Source organism: Breznakiella homolactica (assembly GCF_016616095.2).
GTDB classification, from domain to species: Bacteria; Spirochaetota; Spirochaetia; order Treponematales; family Breznakiellaceae; genus Breznakiella; species Breznakiella homolactica.
The window spans coordinates 434,960-448,319 of record NZ_CP067089.2; the positions used below are offsets into that span (position 1 = coordinate 434,960).

General features: G+C 55.3%; 11 protein-coding genes. 6 read left to right on the plus strand and 5 right to left on the minus strand.

The genetic code is table 11. From position 1 onward, the window contains the following. Nucleotides 1-37 precede the first annotated feature (37 nt). Genes JFL75_RS02220 through JFL75_RS02230 form a run of 3 tightly spaced genes read right to left on the minus strand, consistent with a single transcriptional unit; the run spans nucleotide 38 to nucleotide 2,948 of the window. Complete coding sequence (locus tag JFL75_RS02220; protein ID WP_215625070.1) at nucleotides 38-811, minus strand: class I SAM-dependent methyltransferase; 774 nt, start codon at nucleotides 809-811, stop codon at nucleotides 38-40. 14 nt (nucleotides 812-825) lie between these two features. Continuing rightward, nucleotides 826-2,181, minus strand: coding sequence for a nitrogenase component 1 (locus JFL75_RS02225; protein ID WP_215625071.1), 1,356 nt, complete (start codon nucleotides 2,179-2,181; stop codon nucleotides 826-828). Further along, the gene (locus JFL75_RS02230) at nucleotides 2,178-2,948 is read right to left on the minus strand and encodes a nucleotide-binding protein (RefSeq protein WP_223292745.1); all 771 of its coding nucleotides are present in this window, start codon (nucleotides 2,946-2,948) and stop codon (nucleotides 2,178-2,180) included. The genes JFL75_RS02225 and JFL75_RS02230 overlap by 4 nt, the downstream gene beginning before the upstream one ends. Before the next feature lie 189 nt (nucleotides 2,949-3,137). Here JFL75_RS02230 and JFL75_RS02235 point away from each other — a divergent pair, with 189 nt between their 5' ends. The 5 genes from JFL75_RS02235 (at nucleotide 3,138) to JFL75_RS02255 (ending at nucleotide 10,973) form a co-directional block, all read left to right on the plus strand. Beyond that, on the plus strand, nucleotides 3,138-4,115 hold the full coding sequence (locus JFL75_RS02235) for an ABC transporter permease (RefSeq protein WP_215625072.1): 978 nt from the start codon (nucleotides 3,138-3,140) through the stop codon (nucleotides 4,113-4,115). Then, entirely contained in the window at nucleotides 4,112-6,637 is a 2,526-nt protein-coding gene (locus JFL75_RS02240; RefSeq protein WP_215625073.1) for an ABC transporter ATP-binding protein/permease, read from the plus strand. The genes JFL75_RS02235 and JFL75_RS02240 overlap by 4 nt, the downstream gene beginning before the upstream one ends. After that, entirely contained in the window at nucleotides 6,634-8,379 is a 1,746-nt protein-coding gene (locus tag JFL75_RS02245; RefSeq protein ID WP_215625074.1) for an urease accessory protein UreH domain-containing protein, read from the plus strand. Before JFL75_RS02240 ends, JFL75_RS02245 begins: the two co-directional genes overlap by 4 nt. A gap of 51 nt (nucleotides 8,380-8,430) precedes the next feature. Continuing rightward, nucleotides 8,431-9,201, plus strand: coding sequence for an ATP-binding protein (locus tag JFL75_RS02250; protein WP_215625075.1), 771 nt, complete (start codon nucleotides 8,431-8,433; stop codon nucleotides 9,199-9,201). Nucleotides 9,202-9,335: 134 nt separating this feature from the next. Continuing rightward, the gene (locus JFL75_RS02255; RefSeq protein WP_215625076.1) at nucleotides 9,336-10,973 is read left to right on the plus strand and encodes an ABC transporter substrate-binding protein; all 1,638 of its coding nucleotides are present in this window, start codon (nucleotides 9,336-9,338) and stop codon (nucleotides 10,971-10,973) included. 60 nt (nucleotides 10,974-11,033) lie between these two features. Here the strand turns inward: JFL75_RS02255 and JFL75_RS02260 are convergent, their stop codons facing one another. After that, on the minus strand, nucleotides 11,034-12,326 hold the full coding sequence (locus JFL75_RS02260) for an MFS transporter (RefSeq protein WP_223292746.1): 1,293 nt from the start codon (nucleotides 12,324-12,326) through the stop codon (nucleotides 11,034-11,036). Next, nucleotides 12,307-12,864, minus strand: a complete 558-nt coding sequence (locus tag JFL75_RS02265) for a MarR family winged helix-turn-helix transcriptional regulator (protein ID WP_215625077.1) — start codon at nucleotides 12,862-12,864, stop codon at nucleotides 12,307-12,309. The genes JFL75_RS02260 and JFL75_RS02265 overlap by 20 nt, the downstream gene beginning before the upstream one ends. A gap of 179 nt (nucleotides 12,865-13,043) precedes the next feature. Here JFL75_RS02265 and JFL75_RS02270 point away from each other — a divergent pair, with 179 nt between their 5' ends. Next, nucleotides 13,044-13,343: a metal-sensing transcriptional repressor gene (locus JFL75_RS02270; RefSeq protein WP_223292747.1), complete on the plus strand. Its 300-nt coding sequence runs from the start codon at nucleotides 13,044-13,046 to the stop codon at nucleotides 13,341-13,343. Nucleotides 13,344-13,360 lie beyond the last annotated feature (17 nt).

Below are 13,360 nucleotides of genomic sequence, written 5' to 3' on the forward strand. Positions count from 1 at the left end.
ATTTCGCCCGGGCTGTCCCAGGCTGACATTGTCCCGGTTATTTCTTCCCCCGGATCAGTCCGATCTTACCGAAGAACATGCTGTTCCGCAGAAGCACCGGAATAAAAGGGGATTTGCTGGTATCATCCATGGCTGCCGATACGGCTCCCAGCGACTGGATAAAGGGCAGAAGATCTTTGGCCGGACCGTACAGTTTCTCTACTTTGAAGAGATCCTGAAGCAGAAAGGTCCCTCCAGGTTTCAGAACCCGCAGGGCTTCCCTGATTACATCCCTTTTGTCTTTGGCATCCGCCACTTCGTGGAACACCATATTGCTGATAATGATGTCAAAAGTTCCGTCCTCAAAGGGCAGGGCCGCGGCGCTGGCCTGGGTCCAGGTTATGCGGCCGCCGACACCCGCGGCGTCTGCCCGGGCTTTGCACTGATCCATGGAATATCCCCAGGCTCCGCCCCAGTAATCGATGCCGTCCACCGTAAGAGCGGGGCACCGTACGGCCGCGGCCGCGGATAAAACCCCGCTTCCGCAGCCGATATCCAGGAGCCGTCCGGCGGCGGCGGGATCGATTTTTTCAAGAATCAGTTCGGAAATCCGGCCCTGGACATCCCCTCCTGCGGGGGAAAATTTATAACGGGCATAGGAAAAATAGGCGAACATAATCATCATAGCCGCCGATGCCGCGGCCAGTACAATTCCCAGAACCGGCAAACGCCGCAGCACTGCGGTTAACACCAGCAGTACTATCAGAACCAATGCCATCCGCAAAACTATTTTTTTTGAAACCCAGTTCTTGTCGCCTTCGTTTTGTGCCATCCCTTTTCTCCCCGTTACACTACTAATCCGTATTCTTTAACCTGTTCCCGCAGGTCCGACGCGCCTTTCCGGGAAAACTGGATAATGGCATCCAGGACCATGGCGTACCCGTCTAACCCGTACATCTGCTCGTCGAATGCCAGAGGGACGGTCACCGGCGCGGCGGTGGCGTATCCAGCCTCAAATCCCAGGGCGATATCGGACCGTGGTTTTTCCGGACGGGAACCGTAACGCCGGATGTGGGTTGGACTGGTGACAATGATGTCTCCCTTCAGCCGCGCCAGTTCCGCAAGGCTTTCTTTTTCGTGGGCCGGAAGCTGGGACGTATAAATTCTGTTAACATTGATCCCTGATTTTACCAGGGCAAGGGCCAGGCTGAAGGGAGAGATGGTTACCGTGGAATCCACCGCTACGGCAGCGGTACCCAGGACTTCCCGGGCTTCCGCCTCCAGGCGGGCTATCCGTTCCATAGCAGGGCTGAATAAACTTTCCACATCCCCGGTGATCATCGGTTCAGTGTTTCCGTCCAGACCTTTAAGGAAGGCGATGATATTCCGGTAATTCTCCAATATCTGGTCCCGGTCAAAGGCCATGAATGCCCGGAGCATGGGCATACCGAGCTCCTTGGAAAGCTGTTCGCCGGCGGCTTTACCTTCGGGACGGATCATAATAGCTCCGGCGCTCCGGGCCATGGCCTGGTATTCCCCGAAGTCGGCGCAGTATTCTGGATGGCGGATCGGCCCGAATCCGTATTCCCGGATGAGCCGGCCCAATTCGGAATCCTGAGCCGGCGGGCGGTAGGCCCCCAGGAGAATAATACCCCGGTCTTTTTCATCAGCCGGTTCAAGAAACTCGTATATGGTTTTCTGTACCCGCATTCCCGGTGGTAGTTTTCCATCCATACTGATTGGATTCATCCGGGCGAGCTTGACGGGGACACCGTGTTCCGCCTCCATCCGGGCCAGCGAAGCGGTGTGGTCGGTTCCCAGCAGGTCGTCTATACAGCTTACAAACACCATCAGAGCCTTGGGCCGGGGTTTTACCCGGTTCATGACTTCCCGGACTCCGCGTTCGATTTCTTCTTCATAACCGCCCAGGATGATTTCGTTGTCGCTGATGCAGAGGTATCCGATTTTATTCCGGTAACCCTGTTCTATAGCCGCGATAGCCCCGTGGCGGCCGCAGGCAGAGGGGCAGACAAAGACGAGATAGCTTTCGGGCACCAGGAGCGCCACCTTGACCACCCCCCAGCCGCCGTGGGCCGGTGAACAATAGTGAAGGGAAGCGTTGGTGGCTCCCTTGCCCAGAACCCGGCCGGGGTCGGCGGCCAGTTCTTCCAGAAGCAGTTCGTCGGTATAAAGGTCCGTCACGATGCCACCGCCGAAACTTTTGCTCCGACCAGCTGGACCGCCAGTGACCGGTATATCCGGCCCATGTCGCTCTCCGGGAAACATTCCACCACGGTTTTTCCCATGGCCTCTGCTTCCTGAACCAGTCCGCACCGGGGTACCTGGCCGATAACTTCCGTGCCTATCTCCCGGGCTGCCTGCTCAACCAGAGCTTCCTCATTTTCGATATTCCGGCGGTTCATGATAATACCGCTTAAGGTTGCGTAGCTCCGTCCGGCGAAATTTTTGATTGCCTGCGCGATATTGTGGGCCGCATAGAGGGCCATCATCTCCCCGGAACTGACAATGGCCACTTCGTCGGCGTAGCCTTCCCGCATGGGCATTGCGAAACCGCCGCAGACTACATCACCCAGGACATCGTATATAACAATATCCGGTTCAAATGTTTCGTAGGCTTCAAGCTCCTCGAGTTTCTCAAATGCCGCTATGATACCCCGTCCGGCGCAGCCGATCCCGGGGGTTGGTCCCCCGGCCTCAACACAGAAAACATTGTTGAATCCCCGGTGGACCAAGTCGTCCAGCCGGACCGGGCCTTTGGTTCCCCGCAGGACATCCAGTACTGTGGGGATGCTTTTCCCGCCGGTGAGGTTTCGGGTAGAGTCAGCCTTGGGGTCACAGCCGATCTGCATGACCCGGTAACCCTCCAGGGAAAGGGCAGCGGAAAGATTGGAAACCGTGGTTGATTTTCCGATCCCTCCCTTCCCGTAAATCGCTATCTTCTTAATCATGAATATCTCCGTGGTTAGTAGTTGCTAACTTTGCAATACTATACGGAAAGTTTCATGGTAAGACAAGAGTATTTTCACTAAAATGTTAGATTTTTCTAAGAAAGTTATTGACAACAAACATATTGAGGTTGTACTGTTCCCTGAAAGTTAGTTAAAGGTAACTATTAAATATACGGGAAGTCAATCGACATGGTATATATAAAAACAATCTGGCAGTACATGCTGGTGCTTTTTTTCGTGCTGGCCCTCAATTTTGCCCTGCCCAGGATCGCTCCGGGAACACCGGCAACCTATCTGGCCGGGGTGGATGTCCAGGTCATGTCCGAAGCGGAAATACAGCGGATGCTTCACGAGTTCAAACTGGATCTTCCGGTTCTTGAACAATTCAAACATTACATCCTGGGGATTTTCAGAAAGGATCTGGGCCTTTCGGTGATATACGGTCAGCCGGTGTGGAACATTCTCATGGACCGTCTGCCATGGACCATCCTTATTATGGGGGCTGCCCTCTGCCTGAGCGCATTTCTGGGGGTGCTCATCGGGGTAATCGGTGCCTGGAAGCGGGGCGGAACCCGGGATGTGGGCGCCTTGGTTCTGGTAATGTTTTTCGGTTCGGTACCGCCTTTCTGGATAGCCATGCTGCTTATTACCCTGTTTTCAGCCACCCTGAACTGGCTGCCATCTTTCGGGGCCTACGCGATTGCCGCGGTGCCGGGAACCTGGGCTTATACCGTCGGGGTCCTCCGGCGTCTGATCCTGCCGGTGGCGACCCTCACCATTGTCAAAACCGGAAGTATGTACCTTACCACCCGGTCTTCTATGATCATTTCAATGGAAGAAGACTATATCCTTCTGGCCCATGCAAAGGGCCTTAAAGAAAAAACCGTGGTCTTCAGTCATGCCCTCAGGAACGCCGTTCTTCCGATTTATACCAATGTGATGGTAAATCTGGGCGCTATGGTGGGCGGGACAGCCGTGGTGGAAACCGTATTTTCCTATCCCGGTATCGGGAACACCATTTATGAAAGTGTCAGGGCCCGGGACTACAACCTGCTCCAGGGAAGTTTCCTGGTGATTTCCGTGAGCATCCTGCTCTGCAATCTTATTGCCGATCTCGGTTATCCCCTGCTGGACCCCCGGGTGCGGCGCAAAGGAGCCGCCGCATGAAGATACAAATTCTGCTGAAAAAACTGGCCAGGCCGGAATACCGCTTCGGACTGGTTGGGGGAATAATGCTTCTGCTGATTGCGGGTATAAGCCTCGCGGCCCCGCTGCTGGCCCCGTACGATCCCCATGTGCGTTCGGGGGTTCCCTTTGAAAAACCTAATAATAACCATATCCTTGGATGCAACGATGTGGGCCACGATCTTCTTTCGGAACTGATGTACGGCGGCCGGGCTTCCCTGGCGGTGGGTCTATTCGCGGCGTTTTACGCCACCCTGGTTGCCACCGCCGCGGCCCTGGCGTCAGGGTATTTCGGCGGCGCGGTAGACCGGATCATTATGCGGATCGTGGACGTGGTCATGTCCCTGCCGTTCCTTCCCCTGGTTATTGTTCTGGGCGTTTTTATGGGTCCGGGTTCGGGTACCCAGGTTTTTGTAATCACCCTGGTTATGTGGGCCCATCCCTGCCGGGAGCTCCGTTCCCAGGTGCTTAAAACCCGGAGCAACGGGTATATCGACGCGTCCCGGGCAATGGGTGAAAAATCATACCGGATCATTCTCCGGCATACCCTGCGGGATATCATGCCCCTGATTGTGCCTCAGTTCGTCTGGGTAGCCCAAAGCGCTATTCTCATCGAATCCTCCTTAAGTTTCCTTGGTTTGGGCGACCCCGTTTCAAAGAGCTGGGGAAGCATGCTCTTCTTTGCCAATACCCGGGCGGCCTTCCTTACCGGCGCCTGGGTTTACTGGGTGCTCCCCCCGGGGCTGTGTATCGCTCTGTCGTGTTTATCCTTTTCCCTCATCGGGTATTCCCTGGCGGGCAAACGGGGGCTGAAGTACTTTCCCTACGGTTCCTTCCGGAGGCCCGGTAAAAACACTGCCGATTCCCGGGGGCCGGGAATACCCCTGGCGGCGGAAAACCTGGAGGTGGTGTACCCGGGAAAACCGGATACCCGCGCTATGGACGGTGTATCCCTGGAACTCCGGCGGGGAGAATCGGTGGGAATTGTGGGTGAATCCGGGTGCGGCAAGACCACCATGGCCATGGCCATCCTGGGGCTGCTTAAATTTCCCGCGGAAGTCCGGCAGGGAAGGGTGTTTATCAACGGCAGGGATGTGCTTTCCGGCGATGAATTGACGGTCTGCCGTATGCGGGGAAAAACCATCGCCTACGTTCCCCAGAACGCCATGAATACCCTCAACCCGGTGATGACCGTAAAAAAACAGCTTGCCGAGGCCATACGGGTCCACCGGAAACTTTCACGTCAGGAAGAGAACCGGGAAATCCGGCGGCTCCTGGAAGGTGTGGGCCTTGATCCGGAAAGGGCCGGTGCCTACAACCACGAATTGTCCGGAGGGATGAAACAGCGGGTGGTCATCGCCATGGCTCTGGCGAACAACCCCGATATCCTTATCGCCGATGAACCCACCACGGGGCTCGATGTGCTGGTCCAGAAGAGTGTCATGGATCTCCTGGCCTCCCTGAAGGAACAATTCCACCTTTCGGTGATGCTTATAACCCATGATCTGCCTTTGGCCATGCAGTACAGTGACACCCTGGCGGTGATGTACAAAGGCCGCATTGTGGACTGCGGCCCGGTGGAAGCGGTGGCGGCCAATCCCCGGCATTCCCATACGGCTGACCTGTTCGGTAATTTTCCCCGGCTGGACCAGGAAAAAACCTGGGACCGTTCCCTGACGGCTTCCTCCGGCGCACTGGTGGTAAAGGGCCTCTCTAAGACCTTCAATTCCCGCCGGGGCCTGTTCGGGAAATCATCCGGAACGGTCAAAGCGGCGGACGGGGTTTCCTTTGCCCTGCGGCCCGGGGAGGTGCTCGGGATCATCGGCGGCAGCGGTTCGGGAAAAACCACCGTGAGCCGGCTCATTACGGGACTGGAACAGCCCGATTCCGGAGAAGTGATCCTGGACGGAATACCGCTGCTGGCCCTGCGGGGCAGGGAGCGCCGGGAAGCCGCCCGGAGTATCCACATGGTGTTCCAGGATCCCTACCAGTCCCTGCGAAATTCTATGAAGCTTCTGGACATTACCGCGGAACCGCTGGTTATCCGCGGCGGTTTTTCGAAAGACGAAATCCGGCAGCGGGTTTGTTCGGCCCTGCGGGATGTGCGTCTGCCGGACACTCCGGAATTTCTCCGGCGGACTCCGGACCAGCTTTCCGGGGGCCAGCGCCAGCGCCTGTCCTTTGCCCGGGCGGTGGTGGCGGAACCCCGGTACATTATCGCCGATGAACCTACCTCCATGCTGGATGTTTCCCTCCGGAAGGAACTGCTTAAACTGATGGAAGATCTGCGGAGCCGCTACAACATCGGCTTCATTTTCATCACCCACGATCTTTCCCTGGCCTACCATTTCTGCGACCGCCTTCTGGTGATGAAAGACGGCGCTGTGGTGGAAAAGGCCCGGGCCCGGGAACTCATCCGCCATCCCCTGCACGGGTATACCCGGGAGCTGATTGCCGCGGTGGAGACCCCGGCAAGTATCGCCGATTACGCCATGAGTATATGAGCGGGAAGTATCGTACCGGGCGTTTGATCTGGGCGGTTCTGGGGCTGTTCCTCCTTGGCGGGGAATCGGTCTGGGCGCATATTGCCGATGAGATCTCCGTTAAGACCACCATTACCCTGGAGGATGGTCAGGTAGGATTTACCCTGGACATTGCCTCGGGGGTGCTTTTTTCCACGGCGTTTCTAAAAATCCTTGATCCCGACAGGAACAAGGTTTTTGAGGAACCTGACCAAAAAGTATTTGGGGAATTTGTTCTGGATACCCTGAAGGTTTCTTTGGATGGTTCGCCGGTGCGGCCTGTACTGGATAGTTTCAGCGCATCCCAGTGGGATCTTTTCGCCGCGGGAATTTCATCCATCACGCTGGATTATTCCATTCCCTTTGACCGGGACGGCGGGGAAGCCGTGATGCTGGAGTATGAAATTAGCTTTTATCCGGAAACCGCGGTGTACTCCCTTTCGGTGATTAACTCCGTTCCGGAGGGTCTGGCAATTACCGGAGAGGAGCGGAATGAATTTCTCCAGGACCTGGTGCGTCTCAGTTTTACCGGCGACCCCGAAACCGTAGCGGCTTTGGCTGCCGCGGCCCCTCCGGCGGACCTGAAAACCACGGACAAACCTCCCGCCGCCAAGGCGTCCGCGAAACTGGACGTTTCCGGCATCCTCGCCTTTTTTCAGGAAGGAGCCGTCGGCGGCTCCGCCCTGGGGCTTATCCTGGTTCTCGCGGTTGTGGTGGGCTTCCTCCACGCCTTTACTCCGGGCCACGGCAAAGCTCTGGTGGGAGCGTTTCTTATCGCCAACCAGGGAACGGTGCTTCACGCCCTGTTTCTGGGGCTGATTATCACCGTGACCCATACGGTAAGCATCTACGCCTTCGGGCTGCTGGCATCCACCGCGGCGGCTTTCTTCCTGCCCGGGGAATTCATTCCCATCCTCAGCACTGCCTGCGGGATCTTCATTGTTTTTATCGGGCTCCGGGGATTTGTCCGGCGGGTGCTGGGCCGGGAAACCGATCATGCCCACCTGCTTCCCAATCTCCAGGTGCTCCGGAAGGATACGGTGAATATCCTCATTGACGGCCGTGCGGCGGAGGCCAATGAGGCTCTGATGATTGCCGTTGAGGATGAGGGCCTCCGGGGAACCCTCAAGGCTGCCGGAGCGGAGGACTTCAATCTCTGTTCCCCGGGATGCTCCACTCACGGAATGGTCCCCCTCAGGATCCGGCAGCGCCAGAATTCTGAGTTCTTCAGAATGGCGGTGAAAACCGGCGCGGTGGATGGAGTTGTCACCGCGTCGCCGGCAACGGTTCGGCATCTGGGGAAACTGGCGGGACTCACCCTGGTGGAACCCCGGGAGTCGGTGCTGGAAAAACCGGAACGGTTTCTTTCCGGCGCGGTGAACCGCTTCAGCTCCCGGGGGGACATCCGCATTCCCGAAACCCGGCTCTCCTGGGGCAGGGTGATTTCCCTGGGAATCGCCGGCGGAATTATTCCCTGTCCCGACGCACTGGCGGTACTGCTGGTGGCCATTGCCGCGGGACGGCTCTACCTGGGGATGGGCATTATTGTCCTCTTCAGCGCGGGACTGGCGGCCGCCCTCATCGGTGTTGGCATGGCGGTGGTCCTGACCAAACGGATTATCGGCCGGCAGAGACGGCTCGGTATTATTGTTACTTACATTCCCTATTTCAGTTCCCTGTTTATCAGCGCTCTCGGGGTTCTGATGATTCTCGGTTCCCGATGACGGAACCGCCCGGCGCATAGTTTCCGGGCAGTCATATAAGGAGAAAGGTGCATGAAAAAGATAGCCGTATGCGGCAAAGGCGGAGTGGGAAAGACAACATTCACTTCACTGCTGTGTTACGCCCTGGCCGAACAGGGACGGGAGGTTTACGCCATAGACGCGGATGTGAATCCCACCCTGGCGGAGGCCCTGGGGTTTTCCCCGGAGGAAGCCGCGGAGATCACCCCTATCATTGAAATGAAGGAACTCATCGAGGAACGGACCGGCGCCAAAACCGGGGAATACGGTTCCTACTTCAAAACGAACCCCGCTGTTAAGGATATCCCGGAACGGTTTTCCCGGAAGATCGGGAATATCAATTTCCTCATGATGGGCGCCATGCGGGGAGCCGACCAGGGCTGCGCCTGCGCGGAGAACGCCATGCTCAAGGCTCTGGTTACTCACCTTATTCTCAAGGAAAAGGAAACCGTGGTCATGGACATGGTGGCCGGAACCGAACACATGGGCCGGGGTACCGCCAAGGGGGTGGATCTGCTTTTCCTGGTGGTGGAGCCGGGAATGCGGAGCATCAAGGCCGCGAAGGAGATCCGGAAGATGTCCCGGGATTTGGGAATAGAAAGCCAGTATGTCATCGGAAATAAAATCCGGTCTCCGGCGGACGAGGAGTATCTCAGGAACCAGATGCCGGACTTTTCCTTTGCCGGGTTTCTTTCCAAAGATGACGGAGTGATCTCCGCGGAACAGCAGGGCCGCGCCCTCTACGAAACTTCACCGGAAATGCGGGAAACCATAAAAGTGATAGTCAGCGGTGTAGGTCTCTGAAAACGGTCCGTCAAATATGAAGTACCTTCCGGCGGCTTCCGCCGGGGATAAACCAAAGTTCCGGGCGTAGTCCCGGAGAGTCATTATTTTTTATGGACAGCGAAAGTATGGTCTGTCCCGAAAGGAGTTATTGTATGAAACGCTATGTTTCAGTTTTGTTACTGGCCGTCCTGGCCCTGGCGGGCTGCGGCGGAAGAAACGATACCGCCGGAACCGGCGGCCCGGGGCCCCAGACTGCCGATGAACTGACCATCGGTATTTACAACGACGCGGGGAATGTATCCACCTGGGGCGGCGGCGCCTACAGTCCCTGGGTGCTGGACGCGGTGTGTGAAAAGCTTGCCGGTCCCAATCCCTACGGCGCGGAACCGCAGATGATCCTGGCGGAATACATCCGGCCGGTGACGGATGACAACATGACCTGGGAGATTAAGCTCAAAAAAGGAATCCGGTGGCACGACGGAACGCCCCTCACGTCGGAGGACATACAATTCACCATCGACTATAATCGGGAAGGGCCCTCCAACAACCGCTATTCCCATCACACCAGTTCGGTTCCCCGCCTTCCCGGAGATGGGATTAAAATCATCGACGACCTCACCCTCCAGGTGACCGGCGCTTTCCCCATGCCGCATTTTGACCGGGAACCCTGCGCGGAAGTCCCCATTGTCCAGAAAGCCCAGTGGGAAAATATCAAAGATCCCCGGCAGTTTACGGGCAAATCCATCGGCACCGGTCCTTATAAACTGACGGATTACAAAGTCGGTGAGTACTACACCCTGGAGGCCAATGATGATTACCATCTGGGAACCCCTCTGGTAAAGAAACTCAACCTGGTGGTAATCCGGGACTTTTCAACCATGTTCACCGCCCTCCGGAGCGGGGAAATTGACGCCGCCGCCCGGAACCTTCCGCCGGAAATGGTCGAGGAATGGTCCAAGCTGGACCATATCACCATTGTCAAAACACCGTACCTCTGGGGCGCCGCTCTGACCCTGGATACCACCAAACTGCCCTTCGGGGATCTGCAGTTCCGGGAAGCCATAAGCTACGCCATAGACCGGGACGAACTCCTCCGCATCGTGGGGCTGGGCCACGGCCAGACAGGCACCAAGGGCTATCCCCATCCTATGTCATTCCATACCAACCCGGACAATTCCCAGCCCTATGACCCCGGAAAAGCGGCTCAGCTCTTTACGGATCTGGGTTACGTCGATATCAACGGCGACGGCTTCCGGGAAACCCCCGACGGCAAGCCCATTGACTGGCGCATCCTGGTGGATGCTTCGGGACCGATTTACGTCCGGGCGGCGGAAATTATTGTGGAACACCTTGAAGCCATAAACCTCAAGGCCCATGTGGAAGCCATGGAAAGCGCCGCATACAACGAGGCGGTGAATATCACCGGGAACTACAATATGACCGTTGGTGAGTTTGTACCCCACGGCCTCTGTGACGACGACATGATGATGGTTCTCCAGTACGGCGAACAGAAGACCGACGCCGTTCCCTATCCCGAACGGGACGCGGCCCTGGAAGCCTGGAAGGCGGCGGGCACCAAGGAAGGACGGCAGGAAGCCACCTACTACCTTCAGACACTGATAAACAAATACCCCAAACGGATCATGCTCTGGTATCCCGACGGTTTCTTCGCCTACAACAATACCAAATACGACAACTATTCCATTATCATGGGTGAAAATGATATCTACCACAAATATTCATTTATCCCCAACGACTCCCGTGAAGGCTTCGTCATCGAATATAAGTAACAACAACGCTGCCGGCCGGAATATTCCGGCCGGCTCCCGTGAAAAACGGGCACAAACCTGTCACGCATTTTGTTCCGTAAGCCCGCCGGCTCCGCAGAAAACCTTGCGGGTAAAAATAGTAATTCCTGTCATTGTCAGTCCCGCGGCGTAAAACGGAAGATATATGTCCCTTCCGATATGTTCAAAAACAATACCGTATATGAACTGCCCCAGAGGGCTCGTGCACATAACAAGACACATAAAGCAGGAGATAACTTTTCCTATTAAATGCTTCGGCGTTAAGAGCTGGAGGTATGTCATCATCTGGATTTGAAATAATGTGTGCAGTGTCAGTAACAGACCACCACCGGTCAGCAAAATGATGTAGATCCCCATGGGCGCGTTCAGGACCTGCAGCGAGGCGCCGCTTATGATTACGGACAAAGAGCATCCAATCAGGAGAACGGGGCTTGCCGCGCTGTTCAGTTTGTTTGAAAACATTCCGGCGAGCAGGCCGCCCAATATGGCCCCCGCGGCGATTACCCCCTGGGCGTATCCATACAAACGGCTGGCGGTATCCGGCGCGAAGCCCAGACGCTGTGTAATGATAACCGGAAGCCCAATCAATATCAGTGAAGTCAGCAACAGGTTGGTAGACGCGAATATCAGAGCCGCTTTCCAGAGGACAGGCTTTTTTTTGAACATAAAACTGAAGCTTTCCTTAAGATCGGCAAACCCGGTAACAAATATGTTCCCGGTGGATTCCCGTTTTTCAAAGGGAATGCGGATAAAAATTTCCATTGCCGCCGACCCGAGAAAACAGCCTATACTTACATATAGAATTGGAACCAATCCGAAAACAGAAAACAGCAGCCCTCCAATTACCGGTCCTGCCATGCTGGCAATAGAGTTAATCATATCAACCACGGAGTTCGCTTTCATGATATGGTCCGTTTCGACCAAAACGGGGACACTGGCTTTAACCGCGGGTTGGTAGGCACCCTGTATCCCGTACAGGATAATCATGGTTACTGCCATAAGCGGAACAATATCCAATCTTCCCGCCAGCAGATAAAACAGAAAAATGAGTATCGCCGTGCAAAAATCAAGGATTACCATGATGTTCCGTTTGTTGACCCGGTCGGCAATAATGCCCCCTACAGGGAACAGAACAATCATTGGGATAAAAGAAACCGCCAGTATTGTTCCGAACAGTGCAGCCGAGCCCGTCTGATTGAGCAGGTACAGCGGAAGGGCATACCGCAGTATCTGATTGCCGAATATCGAAATAACCTGTCCTATGGCAACGAGGATAAAATCCTTTGAAAATATTGCTTTCCGGCGGATTGCCGAACTAGTGATGGTTCTTTGCATGGTTCTTACTTCTCCTTTTTATAAAATTCTGATGATGCCGAAGCATGTCATCCGCATCGCCGGGGTGGTTGTTTTTGGGTTCGTCAAAACCCTCCTGGGCAATGCCGTCGAAGCGGTACAGTTTCTGAAGCATTGTCCACAGGGCTTTCAAATCTTCAGTGGTGAAATCATGAAAGATATCCGCTAAAAATTCGTCCGTGCGCTCCGCGCACAAGGAAAAAGCCCGCGCTCCTTCCGGTGTGATTGTAATATTGACCGCCCGCTTATCCAGTTCGCTTGGCGTGACGGACAGATAGTTCTTTCTTTCCAGGGCGTCAACAATCTGTTTCGCACTCTGTTTGGTGGTCCCCAGCTGCCGCGCGATATGGCTGATTGTCGCTTTACCATCCGGCGCGTGGATGATAGCCGGCACCGCCAGCATTTGCCGGATGGTTAAATCCTGCAGGTATTTATCGCCCCGCATCTGCAGTTTATTAGTTACCGAAAACAAGGCCGCCAGGGCCTGATGCGTAAAAAATATATCTTGCGCCGCGTTCATAAAAGTATCTCCTTTTAATAAGACATTATACTGTCTAAATAATACCATACTGTCATTGCTGTGAAAAGTCAATATACTGTCTAAAATGTTTCTTGAAAAAACTTATCCGATGAAATGACATAACTAATCTCAAAAATTGACTTTCCCGGTGAGGTGTGGTATTTTAACCCAGATACCCCATGGGGTATCTGGAGGTGATCACTATGCGCCAATGCATGGATGCCGGAAATATCCACCGCCGGATGAAAAAAATAATCGGACAGCTTAACGCCATAGATAAAATGGTTGATGAGGATATACCCTGCGAGGATATTCTGATGCAGATAAACGCCGCGAAATCCGCCCTGCACAAAGTCGGCCAGATCGTCCTGGAAGGCCATCTCAACCACTGTGTCCGTGACGGTCTAGAGCACGGGAACGCTGAAAAAACCATCGCGGAATTTTCCAAAGCGGTGGAGCATTTTTCCCGCATGACCTGACAGCGGCAGCCAGCCGG

What these genes read in the sequence shown, in the direction of transcription:
- JFL75_RS02270 (WP_223292747.1), top strand. Translation starts at nt 13,044, where the DNA reads ATGGGGTATCTGGAGGTGATCACTATGCGCCAATGCATGGATGCCGGA.
- JFL75_RS02260 (WP_223292746.1), bottom strand. Translation starts at nt 12,326, where the DNA reads ATGCAAAGAACCATCACTAGTTCGGCAATCCGCCGGAAAGCAATATTT.
- JFL75_RS02220 (WP_215625070.1), bottom strand. Translation starts at nt 811, where the DNA reads ATGGCACAAAACGAAGGCGACAAGAACTGGGTTTCAAAAAAAATAGTT.
- JFL75_RS02240 (WP_215625073.1), top strand. Translation starts at nt 4,112, where the DNA reads ATGAAGATACAAATTCTGCTGAAAAAACTGGCCAGGCCGGAATACCGC.
- JFL75_RS02250 (WP_215625075.1), top strand. Translation starts at nt 8,431, where the DNA reads ATGAAAAAGATAGCCGTATGCGGCAAAGGCGGAGTGGGAAAGACAACA.
- JFL75_RS02235 (WP_215625072.1), top strand. Translation starts at nt 3,138, where the DNA reads ATGGTATATATAAAAACAATCTGGCAGTACATGCTGGTGCTTTTTTTC.
- JFL75_RS02265 (WP_215625077.1), bottom strand. Translation starts at nt 12,864, where the DNA reads ATGAACGCGGCGCAAGATATATTTTTTACGCATCAGGCCCTGGCGGCC.
- JFL75_RS02230 (WP_223292745.1), bottom strand. Translation starts at nt 2,948, where the DNA reads ATGATTAAGAAGATAGCGATTTACGGGAAGGGAGGGATCGGAAAATCA.
- JFL75_RS02255 (WP_215625076.1), top strand. Translation starts at nt 9,336, where the DNA reads ATGAAACGCTATGTTTCAGTTTTGTTACTGGCCGTCCTGGCCCTGGCG.
- JFL75_RS02245 (WP_215625074.1), top strand. Translation starts at nt 6,634, where the DNA reads ATGAGCGGGAAGTATCGTACCGGGCGTTTGATCTGGGCGGTTCTGGGG.